At 65.3% G+C, this 23,800-nt stretch carries 24 protein-coding genes and 1 pseudogene; 21 read left to right on the forward strand and 4 right to left on the reverse strand.

What is annotated here, in order from left to right:
- Nucleotides 1-930 (forward strand): UDP-N-acetylmuramate dehydrogenase (gene murB, locus VL129_RS08830; RefSeq protein WP_325412180.1); only part of this gene is annotated, 930 nt, incomplete at its 5' end.
- Between the two features lie 173 nt (nucleotides 931-1,103).
- Here murB and rne read toward each other — a convergent pair.
- Nucleotides 1,104-3,974, reverse strand: coding sequence for a ribonuclease E (gene rne, locus VL129_RS08835; RefSeq protein WP_325412182.1), 2,871 nt, complete (start codon nucleotides 3,972-3,974; stop codon nucleotides 1,104-1,106).
- 547 nt (nucleotides 3,975-4,521) lie between these two features.
- On the opposite strand from rne, the gene rluC reads away from it, so the two are divergent.
- From rluC to VL129_RS08850, 3 genes are read left to right on the forward strand one after another with little or no spacing between them, the layout of a single operon-like run.
- Nucleotides 4,522-5,475: a 23S rRNA pseudouridine(955/2504/2580) synthase RluC gene (rluC, locus tag VL129_RS08840; protein WP_325412184.1), complete on the forward strand. Its 954-nt coding sequence runs from the start codon at nucleotides 4,522-4,524 to the stop codon at nucleotides 5,473-5,475.
- Nucleotides 5,468-6,148 (forward strand): HAD-IA family hydrolase, encoded by a 681-nt coding sequence (locus tag VL129_RS08845; RefSeq protein WP_325412186.1) that lies wholly within the window; start codon nucleotides 5,468-5,470, stop codon nucleotides 6,146-6,148. The genes rluC and VL129_RS08845 overlap by 8 nt, the downstream gene beginning before the upstream one ends.
- The gene (locus VL129_RS08850) at nucleotides 6,148-7,125 is read left to right on the forward strand and encodes a S49 family peptidase (RefSeq protein WP_325412188.1); all 978 of its coding nucleotides are present in this window, start codon (nucleotides 6,148-6,150) and stop codon (nucleotides 7,123-7,125) included. The genes VL129_RS08845 and VL129_RS08850 overlap by 1 nt, the downstream gene beginning before the upstream one ends.
- Nucleotides 7,126-7,138: 13 nt before the next feature.
- On the opposite strand, the gene VL129_RS08855 is transcribed toward VL129_RS08850, so the two are convergent.
- A complete protein-coding gene (locus VL129_RS08855) occupies nucleotides 7,139-7,717 on the reverse strand; it encodes a Maf family protein (protein ID WP_325412190.1) in 579 nt (192 codons plus the stop codon).
- Between the two features lie 114 nt (nucleotides 7,718-7,831).
- Between VL129_RS08855 and VL129_RS08860 the strand changes: the two genes are divergently transcribed.
- The 13 genes from VL129_RS08860 to VL129_RS08920 all read left to right on the forward strand — a co-directional run bounded on the left by VL129_RS08860 (nucleotide 7,832) and on the right by VL129_RS08920 (nucleotide 17,925).
- Nucleotides 7,832-8,356, forward strand: coding sequence for a YceD family protein (locus tag VL129_RS08860; RefSeq protein ID WP_325412192.1), 525 nt, complete (start codon nucleotides 7,832-7,834; stop codon nucleotides 8,354-8,356).
- Nucleotides 8,357-8,369: 13 nt separating this feature from the next.
- Nucleotides 8,370-8,552: a 50S ribosomal protein L32 gene (gene rpmF / locus VL129_RS08865; protein WP_027591282.1), complete on the forward strand. Its 183-nt coding sequence runs from the start codon at nucleotides 8,370-8,372 to the stop codon at nucleotides 8,550-8,552.
- 3 nt (nucleotides 8,553-8,555) lie between these two features.
- A complete protein-coding gene (gene plsX / locus VL129_RS08870) occupies nucleotides 8,556-9,566 on the forward strand; it encodes a phosphate acyltransferase PlsX (protein ID WP_325412195.1) in 1,011 nt (336 codons plus the stop codon).
- Between the two features lie 110 nt (nucleotides 9,567-9,676).
- On the forward strand, nucleotides 9,677-10,615 hold the full coding sequence (fabD, locus tag VL129_RS08875; protein WP_325412197.1) for an ACP S-malonyltransferase: 939 nt from the start codon (nucleotides 9,677-9,679) through the stop codon (nucleotides 10,613-10,615).
- 17 nt (nucleotides 10,616-10,632) lie between these two features.
- Nucleotides 10,633-11,373 carry a 3-oxoacyl-ACP reductase FabG gene (fabG, locus tag VL129_RS08880; protein WP_325412199.1) on the forward strand — a complete coding sequence of 247 codons (741 nt, stop codon included), beginning with the start codon at nucleotides 10,633-10,635 and terminating at the stop codon, nucleotides 11,371-11,373.
- A gap of 188 nt (nucleotides 11,374-11,561) precedes the next feature.
- The gene (gene acpP, locus VL129_RS08885; protein WP_003283670.1) at nucleotides 11,562-11,798 is read left to right on the forward strand and encodes an acyl carrier protein; all 237 of its coding nucleotides are present in this window, start codon (nucleotides 11,562-11,564) and stop codon (nucleotides 11,796-11,798) included.
- Between the two features lie 161 nt (nucleotides 11,799-11,959).
- Nucleotides 11,960-13,204 (forward strand): beta-ketoacyl-ACP synthase II, encoded by a 1,245-nt coding sequence (gene fabF / locus VL129_RS08890; RefSeq protein WP_325412201.1) that lies wholly within the window; start codon nucleotides 11,960-11,962, stop codon nucleotides 13,202-13,204.
- On the forward strand, nucleotides 13,204-14,019 hold the full coding sequence (pabC, locus tag VL129_RS08895) for an aminodeoxychorismate lyase (RefSeq protein WP_325412203.1): 816 nt from the start codon (nucleotides 13,204-13,206) through the stop codon (nucleotides 14,017-14,019). The genes fabF and pabC overlap by 1 nt, the downstream gene beginning before the upstream one ends.
- Nucleotides 14,020-14,021: 2 nt before the next feature.
- Nucleotides 14,022-15,074, forward strand: coding sequence for an endolytic transglycosylase MltG (gene mltG / locus VL129_RS08900; protein WP_325412205.1), 1,053 nt, complete (start codon nucleotides 14,022-14,024; stop codon nucleotides 15,072-15,074).
- A complete protein-coding gene (tmk, locus tag VL129_RS08905; protein ID WP_325412207.1) occupies nucleotides 15,071-15,700 on the forward strand; it encodes a dTMP kinase in 630 nt (209 codons plus the stop codon). Before mltG ends, tmk begins: the two co-directional genes overlap by 4 nt.
- On the forward strand, nucleotides 15,697-16,683 hold the full coding sequence (locus tag VL129_RS08910; protein ID WP_325412209.1) for a DNA polymerase III subunit delta': 987 nt from the start codon (nucleotides 15,697-15,699) through the stop codon (nucleotides 16,681-16,683). Before tmk ends, VL129_RS08910 begins: the two co-directional genes overlap by 4 nt.
- A 31-nt stretch (nucleotides 16,684-16,714) precedes the next feature.
- Nucleotides 16,715-17,068, forward strand: coding sequence for a PilZ domain-containing protein (locus tag VL129_RS08915; protein WP_325412211.1), 354 nt, complete (start codon nucleotides 16,715-16,717; stop codon nucleotides 17,066-17,068).
- 65 nt (nucleotides 17,069-17,133) lie between these two features.
- Entirely contained in the window at nucleotides 17,134-17,925 is a 792-nt protein-coding gene (locus VL129_RS08920; protein ID WP_325412213.1) for a TatD family hydrolase, read from the forward strand.
- A 200-nt stretch (nucleotides 17,926-18,125) separates the two neighbouring features.
- Here VL129_RS08920 and VL129_RS08925 read toward each other — a convergent pair whose 3' ends face one another.
- A complete protein-coding gene (locus VL129_RS08925) occupies nucleotides 18,126-19,259 on the reverse strand; it encodes an aminotransferase class V-fold PLP-dependent enzyme (RefSeq protein WP_325412216.1) in 1,134 nt (377 codons plus the stop codon).
- 70 nt (nucleotides 19,260-19,329) lie between these two features.
- Between VL129_RS08925 and VL129_RS08930 the strand changes: the two genes are divergently transcribed.
- The 3 genes from VL129_RS08930 (at nucleotide 19,330) to VL129_RS08940 (ending at nucleotide 21,228) form a co-directional block, all read left to right on the forward strand.
- On the forward strand, nucleotides 19,330-19,968 hold the full coding sequence (locus VL129_RS08930; protein ID WP_325412218.1) for a TetR/AcrR family transcriptional regulator: 639 nt from the start codon (nucleotides 19,330-19,332) through the stop codon (nucleotides 19,966-19,968).
- A gap of 83 nt (nucleotides 19,969-20,051) precedes the next feature.
- The gene (locus VL129_RS08935) at nucleotides 20,052-20,648 is read left to right on the forward strand and encodes a DUF4823 domain-containing protein (RefSeq protein WP_325412220.1); all 597 of its coding nucleotides are present in this window, start codon (nucleotides 20,052-20,054) and stop codon (nucleotides 20,646-20,648) included.
- 13 nt (nucleotides 20,649-20,661) lie between these two features.
- Nucleotides 20,662-21,228, forward strand: a complete 567-nt coding sequence (locus tag VL129_RS08940) for a DUF1285 domain-containing protein (protein ID WP_325412222.1) — start codon at nucleotides 20,662-20,664, stop codon at nucleotides 21,226-21,228.
- 108 nt (nucleotides 21,229-21,336) lie between these two features.
- On the opposite strand, the gene VL129_RS08945 is transcribed toward VL129_RS08940, so the two are convergent.
- Complete coding sequence (locus VL129_RS08945) at nucleotides 21,337-23,001, reverse strand: electron transfer flavoprotein-ubiquinone oxidoreductase (RefSeq protein ID WP_325412224.1); 1,665 nt, start codon at nucleotides 22,999-23,001, stop codon at nucleotides 21,337-21,339.
- 319 nt (nucleotides 23,002-23,320) lie between these two features.
- On the opposite strand from VL129_RS08945, the pseudogene VL129_RS08950 reads away from it, so the two are divergent.
- Nucleotides 23,321-23,800: pseudogene (locus VL129_RS08950) on the forward strand (electron transfer flavoprotein subunit beta/FixA family protein); the annotation flags it as partial.

Raw genomic sequence — 23,800 nt, forward strand, 5'->3', positions numbered from 1 at the left:
GACGAAGCCGAGGTGCGCGAGGCGCTGGCGCTGGCTGCGCGCAACGGCTGGCCGCTGCGCCCGATCGGCGGCGGCAGCAACCTGCTGCTGACCGGCGACCAGAACGCCCTGGTGCTGCGCATGGCGCTGCTGGGCAGGCGGGTGCTGAGCGATGACGGCGAGACCGTCCTGGTCGAGGCCGAGGCGGGCGAGCCCTGGCACCCCTTCGTGCTCTGGACGCTGGAGCAGGACCTGGGCGGCCTGGAGAACCTCAGCCTGATCCCCGGCACCGTGGGCGCCGCGCCGATGCAGAACATCGGTGCCTACGGGGTGGAGATCAAGGATGTGTTTGCCGGCCTGACCGCGCTGGACCGCCAGAGCGGCGAGCTGCGCGATTTCTCGCTGACGGACTGCGCCTTCGGCTATCGCGACAGCCTGTTCAAGCGCCAGACCGGGCGCTGGCTGATCCTGCGCGTGCGTTTCAACCTGCGTCGGCATACCGAGCTGCGGCTGGACTACGGGCCGTTGCGTCAGCAACTGGCCGCGCAGGGCTGCGCGGCGCCGACGCCGCGGGAGGTCAGTCGCGCGGTCTGTGCGATCCGCAGTGAGAAACTGCCCGATCCGGCGGTGCTCGGAAACGCGGGCAGCTTCTTCAAGAATCCGCTGGTCCCTGCCGAACAGGCGGCACGCTTGCGTGAGCAGTATCCCGGGCTGGTGGCGTATCCGGCCGATGAAGGTGTGGTAAAGCTGGCTGCCGGCTGGCTGATCGAGCAGGCGGGCTGGAAGGGCTTTCGTGACGGCGATGCCGGCGTGCATGACAAGCAGGCGCTGGTGCTGGTCAACCACGGCCAGGCGACTGGCGGCGAGCTGTTGGCCCTGGCGCGGCGTGTCCAGGCGGATATTGCCGACCGCTTCGATGTCGAGCTGGAGATCGAGCCCAACGTCTGGTGATCGTCCGCGCTGAAGCGGGCTGAGTAAGCTGTAGGAGCGACTTCATTCGCGAGCTTCTGGGTGGGGCTGCAAAAAGGCATCGCGGCTGAAGCCGCTCCTACAGGTGGTGGATGGTGCAGCAACAAAAAAGGGGATGCCTTTCGGCATCCCCTTTTTCGTTTCAGCGGGCGTGATTACGAGGGCAGCTTGGTCTGCTCTTCTTCATCACGAGCCGGCTGCTCGGCCTGGCTGTCGGCCTCGACCTGAACGGCGGTCTCGTCCTTGCCTTCGGCTTCCTGCGCCACGGCTTCCAGGTTGCGGGTCTCTTCCTGCGGCTGTTCGCTGGGAGTCACGACCGGAGTGGCCTCGACGACCGGCTGTGCTGCGGCTTCGCGGGCCAGGCGCTCGGCTTCCTGCTGGCGACGACGCACTTCGCGCGGATCGTTGGAGGCGCGACCGCCGGCGGGCTGAACGGCTGCCGGCGCCGGGGTGGCTGCCGGGGCTGGTGCCTCGACGATGGCTGCGGGCTGCTCGACCGGCGCACTGAAAGTCGGCTCGACCGGCGCAGGGGCTGCGGCTTCGACGACCGGAGCCGGAGCTTCCACTTCCACTGCTACCGGCACTTCAGCCGGCTCGGCGGACGCCTGCGGCGCTTCCTCGGCCTGCGTGGCGGGCGCGGTTTCCACGGCCTCGCTGGCCAGGCTCGCGGCAACCGCGCTGGCGGCGATCAGGCTGCCGGCGCTCGGCTCGACCTGGGTTTCTTCGCTGCTTTCATCCGGCAGCAGACCCGCTTCCTGCTGGCGCTCGCGGCGGTTGCTGCGGCGACGCTGGCCACGGGAACGGCGACGGGGACGCTCATGGTCGCCACCTTCCTGTTCCAGATCCTGGCCGTCCTCGTTGTTCAGCAGCTCTTCCTCGACAGCCTCAACCGGCTCGGGACGCGGCTTGCGCTCCTCACGTTGCGGGCGGTCTTCACGCGGCGGACGCTCGGCGCGTTCGCGACGGGCTTCCGGAGCCTGCTGCGCTTGCGCCTCGCGGGGCTGACGCTCTTCGCGCGGCTGGCGTTCTTCACGGGGCTGGCGCTCCTCACGCGCTTCGCGGGGTTGGCGCTCGCGCTCGACGCGCGGCTGCTGACGGCGGCTGTCCTGGCCATCGCGCGCTTCGCGGGTTTCACGCGCTTCACGCGGCTGGCGCTCTTCCCGCTCACCACGGGGCTTGCGCTCCTCGTCACGACGACCGTCGCGGCGACGGTTCTGCTGGCGACCGTTGCGGCGCTCCTCGCTGCCACGTGCGGCAGGCTCGCGGCTGGTCTTTTCCGCCGGCTTGGCGGTTTCTTCCTTGCTGGCGAACAGGCCGACCAGGGACTTCACCAAGCCTTTGAACAGGCTGGGTGCCGGCATGGTGGGCGCCACCGGGGCGGGCTGAGCAGCCGGGGCGGAGGGCGCGGCTGCCGGGGCGGGGGCCGGACGCTCGTGGGTGACGGTCTTCACCGCGGCTTCCTGGCGAACCAGGGTGCGGGTGGCGCTGACCGGCTGGACGTCCTCGTTTTCGCTCGGCGCCATCTCGTAGCTGGAGTGACCGGCGATCAGCTCGGGGCTGTCGTCGCGCAGGCGCTGCACTTCGAAGTGCGGGGTGTCCAGGTGGGCGTCCGGCAGGATGTAGATGCGGGTGCGGGTACGCAGCTCGATCTTGGTGATGGCGTTGCGCTTCTCGTTGAGCAGGAAGGCGGCAACCTGGAAGGGCACGCGGGCGCGGACTTCGGCGGTGCGGTCCTTGAGGGCTTCTTCCTCGATCAGGCGCAGGATGGCCAGCGACAGGGATTCCACGTCGCGGATGATGCCCTGGCCGTTGCAACGCGGGCAGACGATGCCGCTGGTTTCGCCCAGCGACGGGCGCAGGCGCTGACGGGACATCTCCAGCAGGCCGAAGCGCGAGATGCGACCGATCTGCACACGGGCGCGGTCGGCTTCCAGGGCTTCGCGGACCTTGTCTTCCACGGCGCGCTGATTCTTCGCCGGGGTCATGTCGATGAAGTCGATGACGATCAGGCCGCCGATGTCGCGCAGACGCAGCTGGCGGGCGATTTCCTCGGCCGCTTCCAGGTTGGTCTGCAGCGCGGTTTCCTCGATGTCGCCGCCCTTGGTGGCGCGCGCCGAGTTGATGTCGATGGACACCAGTGCTTCGGTCGGGTCGATAACGATGGAACCGCCGGAGGGCAGCTTCACTTCGCGCTGGAAGGCGGTCTCGATCTGGCTTTCGATCTGGAAGCGGTTGAACAGCGGCACGCTGTCCTGGTACAGCTTGATCTTGCTGGCGTACTGCGGCATCACCTGCTGGATGAAGGCGAGGGCTTCTTCCTGGGCTTCCACGCTGTCGATCAGCACTTCGCCGATGTCCTGGCGCAGGTAGTCGCGGATGGCGCGGATGATGACGTTGGATTCCTGGTAGATCAGGAACGGGGCAGGGCGGTCCTGGGAGGCGTCCTTGATGGCGGTCCACAGCTGGATCAGGTAGTCCAGGTCCCACTGCAGTTCTTCGCTGGAGCGGCCCAGGCCGGCGGTGCGCACGATCAGGCCCATGTCGGCCGGTGCGTCCAGGCCGTTCAGCGCTTCACGCAGTTCGTTGCGCTCTTCGCCTTCGATGCGGCGGGAGATACCACCGGCGCGCGGGTTGTTGGGCATCAGCACCAGGTAGCGACCGGCCAGGCTGATGAAGGTGGTCAGGGCCGCACCCTTGTTGCCGCGTTCTTCCTTCTCGACCTGGACGATGACTTCCTGGCCTTCGCGCAGCACGTCCTTGATGTTGACGCGGCCGCCTTCGGGCGCCTTGGAGAAGTATTCGCGGGAGATTTCCTTGAGGGGCAGGAAGCCATGGCGCTCGGCGCCGAAGTCGACGAAGGCGGCTTCCAGGCTGGGTTCGACGCGGGTAATGCGGCCCTTGTAGATGTTGGCCTTCTTCTGTTCACGGGCCCCGGACTCGATGTCCAGGTCGAACAGGCGCTGGCCATCGACCAGTGCGACGCGCAACTCTTCGGGTTGGGTCGCGTTAATCAGCATTCTTTTCATGTTGTACCGTTGGTTTCCGGGCTGCGGAAACGGCAAGCGGCATACACGACTCTCACGGTCGGTGTCGGGTGCGTCCAACAGCGGCACGGCCGCTGCATTGTCAAGCGAGTGCCGATCAAACGGACCGGGCTCGCGACGAACGTCTCCTGCTACAACTGGCATGCAGAAGCACTGAATCAGGAGGAGGAATCAACCAGCGGATGTGGACGGGAAGCGTCTGTAGAAGCCTGATGCTACACAGTCCGGAGGTTGTGCATCTCCACCCTACACGATCCTTGAAAATCGGGTGCCGCTTACTCATTCCGTAGCGGGTTGTCATTATCGCGTCCAGTCGTTCTGGTCGCGCGTCATGGGTTCGAGGCTTGGGTTCCCGGGCGCGTATGCTTCTGCGCATGCCCGGTGGACGGCCTGACGTCCCGAATGTGGTTGCCTGAGTGGAGCGGCTTTCTTGCATCGCTCGTGACTCGGCCGCTTTTGGCGGCGTTCGCGACTATAGCAGCTCTTAATAAGTGCTTCAATTCCATCAAAATTGTTATGATGCCGCCCCATGAATACGACTCCCTCCCCGACCTCTGGCGTGCAGATGCTGGAAGTCGCGCCGGAACTGGCCGGCCAGCGCATCGACAACTTCCTGCGAACGCAATTGAAAGGCGTCCCCAAGACGCTGATCTATCGCATCCTGCGCAAGGGAGAGGTGCGTGTGAACAAAGGGCGCATCAAGCCCGAATACAAGCTGCAGGCCGGCGATATGGTGCGCGTGCCGCCGCTGCGTCTGGCCGAGCGCGACGAGCCGGCGCCGCTGGCGCAGGGGCTGCTGGAGCGGCTGGAAGCCTCCATCGTCTACGAAGACAAGGCGCTGCTGGTGATCAACAAGCCCACCGGCATCGCCGTGCATGGCGGCAGCGGCCTGTCCTATGGCGTCATCGAGGCGTTTCGTCAGTTGCGCCCTGACTGCCGGGATCTCGAACTGGTGCACCGGCTGGACCGCGACACCTCGGGGCTGCTGATGATCGCCAAGAAGCGCAGCATGCTGCGTCATCTGCACGAGGCGCTGCGCGGCGACGGGGTCGACAAGCGTTACCTAGCGCTGGTGCGCGGCAACTGGCCGACTTCCAAGAAGAAGGTCAGTGCGCCCCTGCTGAAGAACAACCTGCGCTCGGGCGAACGCATGGTCGAGGTCAATGACGAGGGCAAGGACGCGCTCACCGAGTTTCGCGTGGTACGGCGCTTCGGCGAGTTCGCCACCCTGGTCGAAGCCAGTCCGATCACCGGGCGGACCCACCAGATCCGCGTGCATGCCCGGCATGCCGGGCATGCGATTGCCGGTGACGCCAAGTACGGCGATGAGGAATTCACCCGGGAGATTCGCGAGCTGGGCGGCAAGCGCCTGTTCCTGCATGCCCACGCGCTGACCGTTACGCTTCCCGATGGCGCCACGCTGACCCTGGAGGCGCCGGTGGATCAGATGTGGGCGCAGACCCTGGAGCGGCTGGGTGCCTGATTACCAGCTGCTGGTCTTCGACTGGGATGGCACGCTGGCCGATTCGGTGGCGCGCATCGTCGAGTCGGTGCTAGCGGCCGCCGATCGGTTTGACCTGCATCCGCCGGATGAGGCGCAGATTCGCGGCATCATCGGTCTGGGTCTTCCCGAGGCCATCGCGGCGCTGTACCCGGAGCTGGACTCCGGATTGGCCGAGCGTTTCCGGCTGGCTTATGCGGATCATTACCTGACGCTGGACACCACGCCGCCGCCGCTGTTTCCTGGGGTTGTCGAGGGGCTGGAAGCGCTGCGCGCTGCCGGCTATCGCCTGGCGGTGGCCACCGGCAAGAGCCGGCGCGGTCTGCAGCGTGCCCTGGCGGGGCATGCTTGGCAGGATTATTTCGAAATCACCCGCTGCGCCGATGAAACCGCCAGCAAGCCCGATCCGCGCATGCTGCACGAGATTCTGGCCCGCTGCGGGGTCGCTGCCGACCGTGCGCTGATGATCGGTGATGCGACCTTCGATCTGCTGATGGCGCGTAACGCGCAGATGGATGCGGTGGCGGTCGGCTACGGTGCGCAGTCGCTCGAGCGCCTGCGGCCGTTCGCGCCGTGTCTGGAAATCATGGAATTCGCCGAGCTGCGTCACTGGCTGATGCCAGTGACGCGGCGGTGCTCACTTGAGGGTGTGTGATGGCTGACGAGTGGAAGGCGCCCGAGGACAAGGGCGAGGACAAGAGCTGGAAGTTGCTGGAAAAGGCCGTGCTGGCCGGTGTGCAGGAGCAGAGGCGGGCGCGGCGCTGGGGCATCTTCTTCAAGCTGCTCACCTTTGCCTACCTGTTCGGCGCACTGGTGTTGTTCGCGCCCTGGAAGGATGAGCGCGGCGTCACCTCGGCGGGTGGTTCGCACACCGCGCTGATCGAGGTGCGCGGCATGATTGCCGATGAGGAAAATGCCAGCGCCGACAACATCGTCGGCAGCCTGCGGGCGGCCTTCAAGGATGCCGGGACGCGTGGCATCGTGCTGCGCATCAACAGTCCCGGCGGCAGCCCGGTGCAGTCCGGCTACATCTATGACGAGATCCGTCGCCTGCGGGCCGAGCATCCGCAAACGCGGGTCTACGCCGTGATCACCGATCTGGGTGCTTCGGGTGCCTACTACATCGCCAGCGCCGCGGACGCCATCTATGCCGACAAGGCCAGTCTGGTGGGGTCGATCGGCGTGACGGCCGCCGGCTTCGGCTTCGTCGGCGCCATGGAAAAGCTCGGCGTCGATCGCCGCCTCTACACGTCGGGTGAGCACAAGGCCTTCCTGGATCCCTTCTCGCCGCCGCGTGCCGACGAGGCCGAGTTCTGGAAGTCGGTGCTGCAGACCACGCATCGCCAGTTCATCGACAGTGTGCGCAAGGGGCGGGGTGAGCGTCTGAAGGATGCCCAGCATCCGGAGCTGTTCTCGGGTCTGGTGTGGTCCGGTGAGCAGGCGCTGGAGCTGGGCCTGGTGGATGGCCTGGCCAGCAGCAGTCAGGTGGCCCGCGACGTCATCGGTGAGGAGCGTATCGTCGATTTCACCCGCAAGGACACGGCGCTGGACCGCTTCGCCAAGAAGCTGGGTGCCGGCGTGGCGGCGCATCTTTCCCTGTGGCTGGGTCTGCAGGGGCCGGGCCTGCGCTGAGCGGGCAGGGCGGTCAGGGTATCTGGATACCCTCCGCCTCCAGCATGTCCACCAGACGGATCAGCGGCAGGCCGACCAGACTGGTGATGTCGTCCCCTTCGGTGCGCCGAAACAGGCTGATGCCCAGTGCCTCGCACTTGAAGCTGCCGGCGCAGTCGTAGGGCTGCTCGGCGCGCAGGTAGCGCTCGATGCGCGCATCGTCCAGTTCGCGGAAATGCACGGTGAAGGGGATGCAGTCCACCTGGCTGCGTCCGCTGCGCGCGTTGTGCAGGCACAGGCCGGTCAGGAAGCTGACGCTGCGCCCGCTGGCGGCGCGCAACTGTTCGCGGGCGCGCTCGAAGGTGCCGGGCTTGCCGATCAGTTGCTCGTCCAGTACCGCCACCTGATCGGAACCGATGATCAGGTGCTCCGGGTAGCGGCTGGCCAGGGCTTGCGCCTTCTGCTGCGCCAGGCGGCTGGCCAGGGCGGTGCCACTTTCGTTGGGTCGGGGTGATTCGTCGATCTCGGGCGCGGCGTAGTCGAAAGGCAGGCGCAGACGAGCCAGCAATTCGCGTCGGTAGACTGAGCCGGAGGCAAGCAGAATCGGTGGCATGCACGCTTCCTTTTATAGGTATTCCGGGCGCGGATTCTAAGCCCGTGTCAGCCCGGCGCACAGGCAGGAATTTCCTTTGACAGGGGGGAGTTAGCTCCCTAGAATCTCGCGCCTATGTTGAATGGGCCGATTCCACCTCACGTTGATCCACGCAAGCTGGCTGACCGCGGCGCAGTGCTCGAGGGCGAAATTCCCTTGGCTTCCCTGCCGCGGCTGGCCGAGCAGATGGTCGACCATGCCGGTACGGTACGCGCGAAGCTGAGCTTCGAGCGGGACGAGCGCCGCGCGGTCGTCATTCATGGCGAGTTCAGCGTCGAGGCCAAGATGGTATGCCAGCGCTGTCTGGACGTTGCCGCTCTGCCGATCCATGGCGAGTATCACTACGCTGTGGTCCCGGAAGGTAGCGAACAGGTCGTGCCGAAAGGTTACGACGCGCTGGAGGTGGGGGAGGACCCTCTGGATTTGCTGACACTGGTCGAGGATGAGCTGTTGCTGGCCTTGCCGATCGTTCCGGTCCACGATTCCAGCGTCTGTCAGCAACCGGCGGGTCAAGATGATCCCGAGCCGAGCGAGGACGAAGTTTCGCGGCCCAACCCGTTCAGCGTACTGGCGCAGTTAAAGCGCGACCCAAACGTTTAGGAGTTAATCAGTTATGGCTGTTCAGCAGAACAAAAAATCCCGTTCGGCACGCGACATGCGCCGCTCCCACGACGCTCTGGAGCCCAACGCTCTGTCCGTCGAAAAGAGCACCGGTGAAGTCCACCTGCGCCACCACGTATCGCCGGAAGGCTTCTACCGTGGTCGCAAGGTGATCGACAAGGACTCCGCCGAGTAATCCTTGTCCGCTTCGATCATCGCCATCGATGCAATGGGTGGGGACTTCGGTCCCCACTGCGTTGTTCCTGCCAGTCTGGCTTGCCTGGCGGAAAATCCCCTTCTCAGGCTGGCCCTCGTCGGTCAGGCACCTCTCCTCGAAAAGATCCTCTCGCGCCATCCCGGCGTGGATCGTTCCCGGCTGCACATCGTTCACGCGTCCCAGGTCATCGGCATGCAGGAACGCCCATCCCAGGCGTTGCGCGGCAAGCCTGATGCGTCCATGCGCGTGGCGCTGGAAATGGTGCGTGACGGTCGGGCCCGCGCCTGCGTGAGTGCCGGCAATACCGGTGCGCTGATGGCGCTGTCCCGCTATGTGCTCAAGACCCTGCCGGGTGTCGACCGGCCGGCCATGATGGCGGCGCTGCCGACCCGCATCGGTAGCTGTTATCTGCTCGATCTGGGTGCGAATGTCGACTGCGGTGCCGAGCACCTCTACCAGTTCGCCGTCATGGGGTCGGTGGCGGCCGAGGCGCTGGGGGTGCGCCGGCCGCGCGTGGCGCTGCTGAACGTGGGCGCCGAGGACATCAAGGGCAATCAGCAGGTCAAGCTGGCGGCGAGCCTGTTGCGCGAGGCGCGGGCGATCAATTTCATCGGCTACATCGAAGGCGACGGCCTGTATCGCGGCGAGGCCGATGTGGTGGTGTGCGACGGTTTCGTCGGCAACATCCTGCTCAAATCCAGCGAAGGGCTCGCCGAGATGGTGGCCGAGCGCATTCGCGGCCTGTTCGAGCGCAGTCTGCCGGCGCGCCTGGTCGGCCTGCTGGCGTTGCCCCTGTTGCGTTCCCTGCGCCAGGAGCTGCGGCCGGCGGCCCACAACGGCGCCAGCTTTCTCGGCCTGCAAGGCATCGTGATCAAGAGTCACGGCGGCGCGGCGGAGGAAGGTTTCCAGAGCGCCATTCGTCGCGCTTCGGCGGAAATCCGCGAAAATCTCCCCCAGCGCCTGCACGGGCGTCTCGAAGACCTGCTGTTATAGGTTGTCGCGCGGGATGTGACTGGCCGTCGCGGGCTGTCATCCAATCCTCAATTCGTTGCGCCCAACAGTCGGGCGCAATGGTTTCGACGAAGACATCAAGGATTTTTTCCATGTCCGTAATCTCCGCATTCGTCTTCCCCGGTCAGGGTTCGCAATCGCTCGGCATGCTGGGTGAGATCGGCGCGCAACAGCGCCTGGTGCTTGATACGTTCGCCGAGGCTTCCGAGGCGCTGGGTTATGACCTCTGGGCGCTGACCCAGAATGGCCCCGAAGAGCAACTGAACCAGACCGACAAGACCCAGCCGGCGATCCTCACCGCCTCCGTGGCGCTGTGGCGCCTGTGGCTGGCCGAGAACGGCGCGCGTCCGGCCTATGTCGCCGGCCACAGCCTGGGCGAGTACTCGGCGCTGGTCGCCGCCGGCAGCCTGCCGTTCGCCGCTGCCGTCAAGCTCGTGGAGCTGCGTGGCCAGCTGATGCAGCAGGCCGTGCCGGCCGGGCAGGGCGGCATGGCTGCGATTCTCGGCCTGGAGGATGACGACGTGCGCGCCGCCTGCGCCGAAGCGGCCCAAGGCGAAGTGGTCAGTGCGGTGAACTTCAATGCCCCTGGCCAGGTGGTCATTGCTGGTGGCGCCGCCGCGGTGGCGCGTGCCGTCGAGGTGTGCAAGGCCAAGGGCGCCAAGCGCGCCATGCCGCTGCCGGTCAGTGTGCCGTCGCATTGCGACCTGATGCGTCCGGCGGCCGAGCGTTTCGCCGAAGCCATCGCCGCCTTGGACTGGCAGGCACCGCAGATCCCCCTGGTGCAGAACGTCAGCGCCGATGTGGTCAATGATCTGGACACTCTCAAGCGCGACCTGCTGGCACAGCTGTACAGCCCGGTGCGCTGGGTCGAGTCGATGCAGCGCCTGGGTGCCTGCGGCGTCACCGCGCTGGTGGAGTGCGGACCCGGCAAGGTACTCTCCGGCCTCAACAAGCGTTGCGTGAAGGGTGTGGATACCTACAGCCTGGATACCCCCGAAGCCTTCGCGGCCACCCGCGCCGCCCTGGCTTGATCAAGGAGAACGTTTCAATGAGTTTGCAAGGTAAGGTTGCTCTGGTCACCGGCGCCAGCCGTGGTATCGGTCAGGCCATCGCCCTCGAGCTGGGTCGTCAGGGCGCCGTGGTGGTGGGCACCGCCACTTCCGCCGCCGGCGCCGAGCGCATCGCCGAAACCCTGAAGAGCAATGGCCTCCAGGGTGGTGGTCTGGTGCTCGACGTGAGCAACGACGAGTCCGTCGCCGCAGCGCTGGCGCAGGTCCAGGAACAGCACGGTCAACTGGCGATCCTGGTGAACAACGCCGGTATCACCCGTGACAACCTGATGCTGCGGATGAAGGACGACGAGTGGTTCGACGTCATCAACACCAACCTGAACAGCCTCTACCGTCTGTCCAAGGCGGTGCTGCGCGGCATGACCAAGGCACGCTGGGGTCGTATCATCAACGTCGGTTCGGTGGTCGGTGCCATGGGCAACGCCGGGCAGAGCAACTACGCGGCGGCCAAGGCTGGCGTGGAGGGTTTCAGCCGTGCGCTGGCCCGTGAAGTCGGCTCGCGCAATATCACGGTCAACACCGTGGCTCCGGGCTTCATCGATACCGACATGACCCGCGAGCTGCCCGATGCGCAGCGCGAGGCCTTGTTGACCCAGATTCCCCTGGCGCGCCTGGGGCAGGCCGAGGAAATTGCCAAGGTGGTCGGTTTCCTGGCCTCCGACGGTGCTGCTTACGTGACCGGTGCAACGATTCCGGTCAATGGCGGCATGTATATGTAATGTGAAAATGTGACCTCGACGGGTAGACCGTTGTCAGAAGGGCTATCCGAATTCATGTCGAAATGGTCGGGTACGGAATTGCAAGCGATCAAGCCGGGATGTTCCGGCTTGAAATGTGAAAAACCCTTTCTATACACTTACCGGCAGTCCAGCTGCCTGGATTTGTCCATTAGGAGTGAAAACAAGGTATGAGCACCATCGAAGAACGCGTCAAGAAAATCGTTGCCGAGCAACTGGGCGTCAAGGAAGAAGAAGTCACCAACAGCGCTTCCTTCGTCGAAGACCTGGGTGCCGACTCTCTTGACACCGTTGAGCTGGTGATGGCTCTCGAAGAAGAATTCGAGACCGAGATCCCGGACGAGCAAGCTGAGAAGATCACCACTGTCCAGGAAGCCATCGATTACATCAATGCCCACGCGCAGTAAGTAATCGAACGCTTTCGAGGCGAGAGAAGCCGCACAACCTCACGGGCGTGCGGCTTTTTCTTGTGGCGGGGAGAAACCCGTCACACCTCCCGTCCTGTCGTCGGGAGGATGGCCGAGCGAATCGCTGCGGCCTTTCCGTTAGTGAACAAGAGGACAAAACAGTGTCGCGTAGACGTGTCGTGGTCACCGGGATGGGTATGCTTTCGCCGCTGGGTACCGATGTGCCGAGCAGCTGGGAAGGTGTTCTGGCTGGCCGCAGCGGCATCGGTCCGCTTGAGCACATGGACGTTTCCGCCTTCTCCACCCGCTTCGGCGGCTCGGTGAAGGGTTTCGATGTCGAGCAGTACCTGCCCGCCAAGGAAGCGCGCAAGCTCGATCTGTTCATTCAGTACGGCCTGGCCGCCAGCTTCCAGGCAGTACGACATTCCGGACTGGAAATCACCGATGCCAACCGAGAGCGCATCGGCGTGGTCATGGGCTCCGGCATCGGCGGCCTGACCAACATCGAGAACAACTGCAAGTCGCTGTTCGAGCAGGGACCGCGGCGCATTTCGCCGTTCTTCGTGCCCGGTTCGATCATCAACATGGTGTCCGGCTTCCTGTCCATTCACTTGGGTATCCAGGGGCCGAACTACGCGGTGACTACCGCTTGCACCACCGGTACCCACAGCATCGGCATGGCGGCGCGCAACATCGCCTATGGCGAGGCCGACGTGATGATCGCCGGCGGTTCGGAAATGGCCGCCTGCGGCCTGGGCCTGGGTGGTTTCGGCGCGGCCCGCGCGCTTTCCACCCGCAATGACGATCCGACCCGCGCCAGCCGCCCCTGGGACAAGGATCGCGACGGCTTCGTGCTGTCCGACGGTGCCGGCGCGGTGGTGCTGGAAGAGCTGGAGCATGCCAAGGCACGCGGCGCCACCATTTATGCCGAGCTGGTCGGCTTCGGCATGAGTGGCGACGCCTACCACATGACCGCTCCGCCGGAGAACGGCGCCGGTGCGGCCCGCTGCATGGCCAACGCCCTGCGCGACGCCGGCCTGAATCCGGACCAGGTGCAGTACATCAACGCCCACGGCACCTCCACGTCGGCCGGTGACCTGGCGGAAGCGTCGGCGGTCAAGTCGGTGTTCGGGGAGCATGCCTACCGTCTGGCGGTCTCCTCCACCAAGTCGATGACCGGTCACCTGCTGGGCGCCGCCGGCGCGGTCGAGGCGATCTTCAGCATCCTGGCGATCCGCGACCAGGTGGCGCCGCCGACCATCAACCTGGAAAACCCGGACGAAGGCTGTGACCTGGACTTCGTGCCCGGCGAGGCCCGTGCCATGCCGATCGAGGTGGCGGTGTCCAACTCCTTCGGCTTCGGTGGCACCAACGGCTCGCTGGTGTTCCGCCGGTTCAACGGCTGATGCTGAGCTGGGTCGACGGTCGCCCGGCTGCGGACCTGCCGCTGAGTGACCGCGGCCTGGCTTACGGCGATGGGTTGTTCGAGACCCTCGCCGTGCATCAAGGGCAGCCCAGTCTGCTGACGGCCCACCTGCAACGCCTGCGGCTGGGCTGTGGCCGACTGGGTATTCCTTTCGATGAAACGCTGATCACCGAAGAGCTGCGGGCGTTCTGCGCCGCGCTGGGCGAGGGGGTGGTCAAGCTGATCGTCACTCGTGGCGATGGCCTGCGTGGTTATGCCCCGCCAGCCGAGGCACGGCCACGGCGTCTGCTGCTGGCCAGCCCCTTGCCCATTTATCCTGCCGAGCATGCCGAGCAAGGCATCGAGCTGTTCCCCTGCGCGTTGCGCCTGGCCGAGCAGCCCCGCCTGGCTGGCCTCAAGCACCTCAACCGCCTCGAACAGGTGCTGGCGCGCGCCGAATGGCAGGATTCCCGTTACGCCGAAGGTCTGCTGCGCGACCAGGCGGGACGGCCCATCGAAGGCGTGTTCAGCAACCTGTTTCTGGTCAGCGACGGCCGCCTGCTCACCCCGTCCTTGGCGCGTTGCGGCGTCGCCGGAGTCATGCGTGGTGCCTTGCTGGACGAGGCGCACGCGCTGGGCATCGCCTGCGAGGTCCGCGACCTGGCCTTCGACGAATTGCTGGCGGCGCAGGAAATCTTTCTCTGCAACAGTGTCTATGGCGTCTGGCCGGTGCGCCGTCTTGAGACCCGTGTATGGCTGCCCGGGCCGCTCACCCGTAAACTGCAGGGCATCGCCCGCACCCTCCTGGATTGTTGAACGTGATACGTACATTGTTGAGGCTGCTTGTCGGCGGCCTGCTGTTGGTTGTCCTTGTACTGGGTTACGCCTTCTGGCAGCAGCGCATGGCGCTGCAGCAACCGCTGAAGCTCGATGAGGCCAGACTGCTGGACGTGCCGGCCGGCTCCACGCCGGTCGGGCTGATCAATCGCCTGGAGCGCGACGGGCTGCTGGACGGTGGTCTGTGGCTGCGCCTGCACTGGCGGCTGAACCGCGCCGGGCAGACGCTGCATGGTGGCGAGTACCGCCTGGAGCCGGGCATGACGGTCAATGAGCTGTTCGAGGCCTGGGTCAGCGGCAAGGTGGTGCAATACAGCCTGACCCTGGTGGAAGGCTGGAACATCCGCCAGCTGCGCGCCGCGCTGGGCGCCGAGGACAAGCTGGAGCAGACCCTTGCCGGCGTCGACGACGCCGAGCTGATGCGCCGGGTCGGCGAGCCGGGCATGCATCCGGAAGGGCGTTTCTTCCCGGATACCTATCGTTTCGTGCGCGGCATGCGCGACATCGATCTGCTGATCCAGGCCAACCGCCGTCTGCGGCAGGTGCTGGCCGAGGAGTGGAAGGCGCGGGCCACGGGGCTGCCCTACAGGAACGAATACGAGGCGCTGATCATGGCTTCGATCATCGAGAAGGAAACCGGCGTGCCTGCCGAGCGCGGCCAGATCGCCGGCGTATTCGTCCGCCGCCTGGAAAAGCGCATGCGCCTGCAGACCGACCCCACGGTGATCTACGGCATGGGCGAACGCTACGCCGGCAAGATTCGTCGCAGCGACCTGCGCGAGGCCACGCCGTACAACACCTACACGATTTCCGGCCTGCCGCCGACGCCGATCGCCATGGTCGGGCGCGAGGCGATCCACGCGGCGCTGCAGCCCGAACCGGGCAAGACCCTGTATTTCGTGGCGCGTGGCGATGGCAGTCATGTGTTCTCCGCGACCCTGGAGGAACATCTGCGCGCCGTGCGTCAGTATCAGCTCAAGCGTCGTGCCGATTACCGGTCGAGTCCGGCGCCCCTCAGCAAGGAAACCCCGTGAGCGGCCTGTTCATTACCCTGGAAGGCCCGGAAGGCGCCGGCAAGACCACCAACCGTGAATTCCTCGCCGAACGCCTGCGCGCGGCGGGCCGCGAGACGCTGCTGACCCGCGAGCCGGGCGGCACGCCGCTGGCCGAACGCATCCGCGAACTGCTGCTGGCGCCCAGCGACGAACCGATGGCCTCGGACACCGAGCTGCTGCTGATGTTCGCCGCGCGCGCGCAGCATCTGGACCAGGTCATCCGCCCGGCCCTGGCGGCCGGCAAGGTGGTGCTCTGCGACCGCTTCACCGACGCCACCTACGCCTACCAGGGTGGCGGCCGCGGCCTGAGCGAGGCACGCATCGCCGTGCTGGAGGACTTCGTGCAGGGTACGCTGCGCCCGGATCTGACGCTGGTGTTCGATCTGCCGGTCGAGGTAGGCCTGGCACGCGCGGCGGCGCGCGGCCGGCTGGATCGTTTCGAACAGGAAGGCCGGGCGTTCTTCGAGTCGGTCCGCCAGACCTACCTGCGCCGCGCGGCTGGCGATCCGCAGCGTTACCGGATCATCGATGCCGGCCAGCCGCTGAGCGATGTCCAGTGCCAACTCGAACGCCTGCTGCCGGAGCTGCTGGAATGCCGCCGGTGAGCGACATTCTTCCCTGGCAGGCGGCGCTGTGGAAACAGCTGGCGGGCCGCCGGCAGCACGCCCATGCCTACCTGCTGCACGGGCCGCAGGGGATCGGCAAACGCATCCTGGCCGAGCGCCTGATGGCGCTGCTGCTCTGCCAGCAGCCGGCCGACGGACAGGCCTGTGGCCAGTGCAGGGCCTGTCAGTTGCTGGCGGCCGGCACGCACCCGGATCACTACGTGCTGGAGCCGGAAGAAGCCGACAAGCCGATCAAGATCGATCAGGTGCGCGACCTGGTGGGCTTTGTGGTGCAGACCGCGCAGCTGGGCGGGCGCAAGGTGGTGCTGCTGGAGCCGGCCGAGGCGATGAACCTGAACGCCGCCAACGCGCTGCTCAAGAGCCTGGAGGAGCCGTCCGGGGATACCGTGCTGCTGCTCATCAGCCATCAGCCCAGCCGTCTGTTGCCGACCATCAAGAGCCGCTGCGTGCAGCAGGCTTGTCCTCTGCCGGATCACAAGCAGAGCCTGGTCTGGCTGCGCCAGTCGCTGCCGGAGCTGGATGCCGACACGCTGGAGGCGCTGCTGGCCCTGGCCGCCGGCTCGCCGCTGGCGGCGCAACGCCTGCACGCCCAGGGTGTACTGGACCAGCGCGCCCTGGTAGTCGAGGGGGTCAAGAAGCTGATCAAGCGCCAGCAGAGCCCCAGCCAGCTGGCCGAGGCCTGGAACGCCGTGCCGCTGCCACTGCTGTTCGACTGGTTCTGCGACTGGACCCATCGGATGCTGCGTTTCCAGCTGACCGGCGACACGCGCGGGCTCGGTCCGGTGGACATGGCCAAGGTGATCGAGTACCTGGCAGGCAAGGTTTCCCAGCCGCGTCTGCTGGCCCTGCAGGATTGGTTGCTGGAACAGCGCCACAAGGTGCTGGGCAAGGCCAACCTCAACCGTGCGCTGCTTCTCGAAGCCCTGCTGGTGCAGTGGGCGGAGCTGCCGAGCCACGGCTAGAATCGGCCCTCGCCACCATGAGGGAGACGCCATGACCACGCCGAGTCCGGGAGCCCGCAATGGCATCCTGTCGCTGACCATCAAGGACAAGGCGGTGCTGTACGCTGCCTACATGCCGTTCATCAAGGGCGGCGGGCTGTTCATCCCCACCAGCAAGACCTATCGCCTCGGCGACGAGGTGTTCCTGTTGCTGAACCTGATGGACGAGCCGGAAAAGATTCCGGTGGCCGGCAAGGTGGCCTGGATCACGCCACGCGGCGCCCAGGGCAATCGCGCGGCGGGTGTCGGCGTGCAGTTCAACGAGAGCGACAACGTCGCCCGCAACAAGATCGAGACCTACCTGGCCGGCGCGCTCAAGTCCGATCGGGTCACGCACACCCTGTAACGACAAATGGTGGCCAGTGAGGGCGTATACTGCGCGCCCTCCATGCCTTGCCGAGCCGTCTTGCCATGCTGGTCGATTCCCACTGCCACCTTGATCGTCTGGACCTTTCCGCCCACGAGGGTTCGCTGGATGCCGCGCTCCAGGCGGCGCGCGAACGGGACGTGGGGCATTTCCTGTGCATCGGCGTCAGCGCCGCCAATGCCGCCGCGGTCCGCGAGTTGAGCCAGCGCTATGGCGATGTGGACTGCTCGGTGGGGGTGCACCCCCTGGACCTGCAGCCCGGCGCCGAGCCGGCGCTCGACTGGCTGCTCGCCGAACTGGCGCATCCCCATGTGGTGGCAATCGGCGAAACCGGACTGGATTACCACTACGAGCCCGAAGCCGCCCAGTTGCAGCAGGCATCCTTCCGCCTGCATCTGCAGGCAGCGCGCATCACTGGCAAGCCGGTGATCGTGCATACCCGGGCCGCCCGCGAGGACACCCTGGCGCTGCTGCGCGAGGCCGACCTGCCGCAGGCGGGCGTGCTGCACTGCTTCACCGAGGACTGGGAGATGGCGCGAGCGGCGCTGGATCTGGGTTTCTACATTTCCCTGTCCGGCATCGTCACCTTCCGCAACGCGGACAGCCTGCGCGAGGTGGCCAGGCAGGTGCCGGCAGACCGGCTGCTGGTGGAAACCGACGCCCCGTACCTGGCCCCGGTGCCGCATCGCGGCAAGCCCAACCTGCCGCAGTACGTCCGTGAAGTGGCCGAGTTCCTTGCCGAATTGCGCGGCGTTTCCTATGCCACGCTGGCCGAGCAGACCACGGCGAACTTCCGGCGCCTGTTCCCGCAGGCCCGGGTCAAATCGCCGGCATAAAAAAACCCGGATTCCGGGGGATGAATCCGGGTCAAGGACCATTAGGAGTAAAAACAAGCAAAGGCACGCACTCCAGTACCTTCTGCCGCCGTCGGGCATTGGGGGAAATGCCGCGACGGTCTTGGCAGTATGGCCAGTGCGATTGGAATGGCCTTGCGGGACTTATACGTTTTCGCAATGAATCCGCAGATGCTAAGAATCTACCTGCCTGCGAGCTGGTTTATAACGCCGAGCGTCTCGTCCAGCACCTGACCGGTGGTATAGAAGTGTGGTGAGAAGCGAATGCCGGCGCCGCGTTGTGCGCAGACAATCTGCTGCTGGCGCAGCTTCTCGAACAGCTCGCCTGGGTTCCAGCCATCCAGCGTGAAGTTGAGGATGCCGGCGCGGCGCCGGGTGTCTCGTGGGCTGTGGATCGTCACGCCGGGAATGCTCAGCAGCCCCCTCTGCAGGTGCTCCATGCGCTCGCCCAGTTGGCTTGCCACCTGTGCCATGCCCACCTCTTCCAGCAGGGAAAGGCTGGCCTCCAGCGCCATGCTGGCCAGCATGTTCGGGCTGCCGCATTCGAAGCGCCGCGCGTTGCGGGCCGGCTGCCAGTCCTGGCGCAGGTAATCGCCGGCATGTTCCAGCATGTGCCAGCCGTATTCGTGCAGGGTCAGCTGTTCGCGCAGGTCGCTGCGGCAGTAGAACACGCCCAGACCTTCCGGGCCGAGCATCCACTTGTGACCGTCGGCCACCACGAACGCGCAGCGCGCGGCCTGCACATCGAAGGGCAGGGCGCCCAGATGCTGGATGGCATCCACGCAGAACAGCACGCCCCGGGCGGCGCATCCCTCGCCGAGGCGGGGCAGATCCAGCAGCAGGCCGCTGGCATATTGCACCGAGCTGATGGACAGCAGCCGGGTGCGCGACCCGCAGGCAGCCAGCAGGTCGGCTTCCGGATCGGCGCCATCCAGGCTGACTTGCAGCACCTCGACGCCATGACGCGCCAGTGCCTGCCAGACGACCCGGTTCGAGGGGAATTCCTGGTCGCTGATCACCACCTGGTCACCGGGGCGCCAGTCCAGTCCGAAGGCAATGAAGGACAGGCCTTCCGAAGTGTTCTTCACCAGTGCGATGTCATCGGTGGAGGGTGCATTGAGCAGGCGACACAGCCGCTGGCGCAGGCGATGTTCCACCGTGAGCCAGTCGGGATAGTCGCGGGCACCGATGGTGGCGTTCTGTTGCGCGAAGGCGCAAACCGCACGCGCAGCCCGTTGCGGCCAGGGTGCCACGGCCGCGTGGTTGAGGTAGCGCAAGCCTTCCGGCTGGGGGAACTCGTCAAGCAGATCGACCATGGTGGCTCCGTACAATTTCCTGCGGGTCAGGCATAATAGCGAGCTTCAACCGTGAGCTGCGCAGTCCCTTATGCACAAAGAACCCCGCAAGGTCAGAGAGTTTCGCCGTCGTGAGCAGGAAATTCTCGACACCGCTCTGAAGCTGTTCCTCGAGCATGGCGAAGACAGTGTCACCGTCGAGATGATCGCGGATGCCGTAGGGATCGGCAAAGGCACCATCTACAAGCACTTCAAGTCCAAGGCCGAGATCTACCTGCGGCTGATGCTCGACTATGAGCGTGACCTGAACGAGCTGCTCCATTCGGACAACGTGGACCGTGACCGGGAAGCCCTGTCGCGCGCCTATTTCGAATTCCGCATGCGCGATCCGCAGCGCTACCGGTTGTTCGATCGCCTGGAAGAGAAGGTGGTGAAGAGCAATCAGGTGCCCGAGCTGGTGGAGCAGCTGCACAAGATTCGAACCTCCAACTTCGAACGCCTGACCCAACTCATCAAGGGACGGATCGCCGAAGGCAAGCTGGAAAACGTCCCGCCGTACTTCCACTATTGCGCCGCCTGGGCGCTGGTGCATGGCGCGGTGGCGCTCTACCACTCGCCGTTCTGGAGCAGCGTGCTCGAGGACCAGGAGGGTTTCTACCAGTTCCTGATGGACATCGGTGTGCGCATGGGCAACCGCCGCAAGCGCGACAGCGAAACGCCCGCCAGCTGATGGCGCCGACTGTCGGCTGGCGCGGAAGCTGCATCGCGCAGCCGCTCGCCGGTTTTCCGGCATCGGTATCGAGGGAGATCTGGATGCACAAGTCGATCATGCTGGGCCTGCTGCTGACGCTGGGAGGCTGCGTGCCGGTCAGCGACATGCTCGAAGCGACCCGTGAGCAGTTTGCCGACGTGGGACTGCTCGATCACAGCCAGACGCAGCGGGGCGCCTCGCGTCGCGTGCAGGCCGACTCCGTCATCTATATTGCCCAGGAAGATTTTCTGGCCGTGCAGGATCGTGACCAGGCCAACACCCTGGCCAACGAGGCCTATCGCAGCTTTGCCGAGTACTTCCCGCAGGTGCGCCGCGCCGAGACGCCGCTGCCGTTGCCGCAGGCCATTCGCCAGGCTAGGTCGGCCGGCGCGCACTATCTGTTGTTCGGGCGTGTCGCCGTCGAGGACGATCGTATCGGCACGACCTTCGAATGGGAGGATCAGCAGAGCTACGACCGGCTGGGTGTCGATCGTGGCGTGGTGCAGCTGCTGCTGATCGAGACGGCCACCGGGTTTCCGGTGGATTCCGCCCGGATCGTGACCCGTGGCGGTCTGCTGACTCTTTATGCAACCCGGCCGCAGGATCTGCTGGGCGTTCCCTTGCGGCAGTACGCCCAGAATCTGCGCGGCCTGAACTGATCGGGAGCACGACATGAGCGAGCGCCGCGGCAATCCCGGAGATCTGCTGGCGCGGATCCCCGGCGGTGAAGGTAAGGGCCTGCCGCCCGTACACCTGTGGAATCCGCCGTTCTGCGGCGACATCGACATGCGTATCGCCCGTGACGGCACCTGGTACTACCTGGGCTCGCCGATCGGCCGCAAACCCATGGTCAAGCTGTTCTCCAGCGTATTGCGCAAGGATGGCGAGGACTATTTCCTGGTCACTCCGGTCGAGAAGGTCGGCATCCGCGTGGATGACGCACCGTTCGTGGCGGTGACGCTGTCCGTGGACGGCGAGGGTGAGCGGCAGCGTCTGCGCTTTGCCACCCTGGTGGACGACGAGGTGGTTGCCGGTCCCGAGCATCCGCTGCGCGTGGAGCTGGATCCGCTCACAGGCGAGCCTTCACCCTATCTGCATGTGCGCGCCAACCTGGACGCGCTGGTCCATCGCAATGTGTTCTATCAGCTGGTCGAGCTGGCGGTGGAGCGGGAGATGGCGGGCCAGCAATGGCTGGGGGTGTGGAGCGACGGGGAGTTCTTCCCCATCGGTCAGCTGTAATCGGCTCAAACGAAAAAGCTCCCGTCCGGGAGCTTTTTCGTTTCCGCGAGGAGGGCGGGGTTTCCGCTCTCCTTTTGGAAAATGCCAATAAAATCAGCAGGTTATAGCTTACATGTTGGGATAGTTCGGGCCGCCGGCGCCTTCCGGAGCCACCCAGGTGATGTTTTGCGCTGGATCCTTGATGTCGCAGGTCTTGTAGTGCACGCAGTTCTGGGCATTGATCTGGAAGCGCTTGCTGCCATCGTCGTTGCTGATCACTTCGTACACGCCGGCCGGGCAGTAGCGCTGTGCCGGTTCGTCGTACTTGGGCAGGTTCTGCTCGATCGGGATGTTTGGATCGGTCAGCTTGAGGTGGACCGGCTGGTCTTCCTCGTGGTTGGTGTTGGACAGGAACACCGAGGACAGCTTGTCGAAGCTGAGTTTGCCGTCCGGCTTCGGGTACTCGATCTTCTGGCTCTCGGCGGCCGTCTTCAGGCAGGCGTAGTCCGGCTTGTTGTCGTGCAGGGTGAACGGCATCTTGCCGCCGAACCAGTTCTGATCGATGTAGTTGAAGGCACCGCCAACCAGTGCGCCCCACTTGTGCATGGCCGGGCCGAAGTTGCGGCTGCGGAACAGCTCGTCGTACAGCCAGCTGGCCTTGAACGATTCGACGTAGTTGTCCAGCGTGTCGCCGCCTTCGCGGCCGGCGGCCAGCGCTTCCACCACGGCGTCGGCGGCGAGCATGCCGGACTTCATGGCGGTGTGGCTGCCCTTGATCTTGGCGAAGTTCAGGGTGCCCAGATCGCAGCCGATCAGTGCGCCACCGGCGAAGACCATCTTCGGCAGCGAGTTCAGGCCGCCCTTGCTGATGGCTCGGGCGCCGTAGGCCACGCGCTTGCCGCCTTCCAGGTACTGGGCGATCACCGGGTGATGCTTGTAGCGCTGGAATTCGTCGAACGGCGACAGGTACGGGTTGGAGTAGGCGAGGTCAACGATCAGGCCCACGACCACCTGGTTGTTTTCCAGGTGATAGAGGAAGGAACCGCCGAGGGCGCTGTTACCGGTCACGTCCAGCGGCCAGCCGGCGGTGTGCACCACCAGGCCGGGCTCGTGCTTGGCCGGGTCGATGTCCCAGATTTCCTTGATGCCGATGCCGTAATGCTGGGCATCCGCTTCGGAATCCAGGTTGTAGCGCTTGATCAGCTGCTTGCCGATGTGGCCGCGGCAGCCTTCGGCGAACAGGGTGTACTTGGCACGCAGTTCCATGCCCGGGGTGTATACGCCGTCCTTCGGGTTGCCTTCGCGATCGACACCCAGATCGCCGGTGAGGATGCCGCGCACCACGCCATTCTCGTCGACCAGCGCTTCCTGGGCGGCGAAGCCCGGGTAGATCTCCACGCCCAGGCCTTCGGCCTGCTGGGCCAGCCAGCGGCACAGGTTGCCGAGGGAAATGATGTAGTTGCCTTCGTTGTGCATGGTCTTGGGCACGAACAGGCCGGGCAGTTTGTTGCCGCCAGTCGCACTGGTCAGCATGTAGATGTCATCGCGGGTGACCGGCGTGTTCAGCGGGGCGCCGAGTTCCTTCCAGTCCGGGAACAGCTCGTCGAGCGCACGCGGCTCGAAGACGGCGCCGGAGAGAATGTGGGCGCCGACTTCGGAACCCTTCTCGACCACGCAGACACTGATTTCCTGGCCCGCTTGCGCGGCTTTCTGCTTCAGCCGGCAAGCGGCGGAAAGGCCCGCGGGGCCGGCGCCGACGATGACGACGTCGAATTCCATATATTCGCGTTCCACAACTATCTCCTGCATTCAAGGCTCTTGGTGTGCTTTATGACTGGCCATCATACCTGCGAGCTCAGGCCGGCGCATTATACCAGCACCTTTTGCGGCTCCAATACAAACGTTTGTTTGAAAGTCGTCAAGCCCTGATAGACTCTGCGTTCCAGCCTCCCGAACGGGTGATTTTCTTGTATTGACCGGATGGGGGGTTGCGGTCAAGATACGGGCGGTTTTGCGGTCGCCGTATGGTTCGACAGCCGGTTCCGGCCGGCAGGCAACCCTCGCCAGTCCGCTGGCGACACTACTTTCAACCGGAAAAAATAACGAGGAATCCATGAAGGTTCTTGTAGCTGTCAAGCGAGTGGTCGACTACAACGTCAAGGTTCGCGTCAAGGCGGACAACTCCGGCGTCGACCTCGCCAACGTCAAGATGTCGATGAACCCCTTCTGCGAAATCGCAGTTGAAGAAGCGGTTCGTCTGAAGGAAAAGGGCATCGCCAGCGAAATCGTCGTCGTGTCCGTCGGCCCGACCACCGCCCAGGAACAGCTGCGCACCGCGCTGGCGCTGGGTGCCGACCGCGCCATCCTGGTCGAGAGCAACGATGAGCTGAACTCCCTGGCCGTGGCCAAGCTGCTCAAGGCCGTGGTCGACAAGGAACAGCCGCAGCTGGTGATCCTCGGCAAGCAGGCCATCGACAGCGACAACAACCAGACCGGCCAGATGCTCGCCGCGCTGACCGGTTTCGCCCAGGGCACCTTCGCCTCCAAGGTGGAAGTGGCCGGCGACAAGGTCAACGTCACCCGCGAGATCGAC

The sequence above is a fragment of the Pseudomonas sp. genome, from assembly GCF_035497915.1.
Classification (GTDB): domain Bacteria; phylum Pseudomonadota; class Gammaproteobacteria; order Pseudomonadales; family Pseudomonadaceae; genus Serpens.

Bases quoted from the DNA above. Each gene is read 5' to 3' on its own strand.
- rne (WP_325412182.1), bottom strand. From the start codon at position 3,974: ATGAAAAGAATGCTGATTAACGCGACCCAACCCGAAGAGTTGCGCGTC.
- VL129_RS08930 (WP_325412218.1), top strand. From the start codon at position 19,330: ATGCACAAAGAACCCCGCAAGGTCAGAGAGTTTCGCCGTCGTGAGCAG.
- acpP (WP_003283670.1), top strand. From the start codon at position 11,562: ATGAGCACCATCGAAGAACGCGTCAAGAAAATCGTTGCCGAGCAACTG.
- VL129_RS08940 (WP_325412222.1), top strand. From the start codon at position 20,662: ATGAGCGAGCGCCGCGGCAATCCCGGAGATCTGCTGGCGCGGATCCCC.
- VL129_RS08915 (WP_325412211.1), top strand. From the start codon at position 16,715: ATGACCACGCCGAGTCCGGGAGCCCGCAATGGCATCCTGTCGCTGACC.
- VL129_RS08920 (WP_325412213.1), top strand. From the start codon at position 17,134: ATGCTGGTCGATTCCCACTGCCACCTTGATCGTCTGGACCTTTCCGCC.
- fabG (WP_325412199.1), top strand. From the start codon at position 10,633: ATGAGTTTGCAAGGTAAGGTTGCTCTGGTCACCGGCGCCAGCCGTGGT.
- rluC (WP_325412184.1), top strand. From the start codon at position 4,522: ATGAATACGACTCCCTCCCCGACCTCTGGCGTGCAGATGCTGGAAGTC.
- VL129_RS08925 (WP_325412216.1), bottom strand. From the start codon at position 19,259: ATGGTCGATCTGCTTGACGAGTTCCCCCAGCCGGAAGGCTTGCGCTAC.
- pabC (WP_325412203.1), top strand. From the start codon at position 13,204: ATGCTGAGCTGGGTCGACGGTCGCCCGGCTGCGGACCTGCCGCTGAGT.
- VL129_RS08855 (WP_325412190.1), bottom strand. From the start codon at position 7,717: ATGCCACCGATTCTGCTTGCCTCCGGCTCAGTCTACCGACGCGAATTG.
- VL129_RS08850 (WP_325412188.1), top strand. From the start codon at position 6,148: ATGGCTGACGAGTGGAAGGCGCCCGAGGACAAGGGCGAGGACAAGAGC.
- VL129_RS08860 (WP_325412192.1), top strand. From the start codon at position 7,832: ATGTTGAATGGGCCGATTCCACCTCACGTTGATCCACGCAAGCTGGCT.
- fabD (WP_325412197.1), top strand. From the start codon at position 9,677: ATGTCCGTAATCTCCGCATTCGTCTTCCCCGGTCAGGGTTCGCAATCG.
- rpmF (WP_027591282.1), top strand. From the start codon at position 8,370: ATGGCTGTTCAGCAGAACAAAAAATCCCGTTCGGCACGCGACATGCGC.
- VL129_RS08935 (WP_325412220.1), top strand. From the start codon at position 20,052: ATGCACAAGTCGATCATGCTGGGCCTGCTGCTGACGCTGGGAGGCTGC.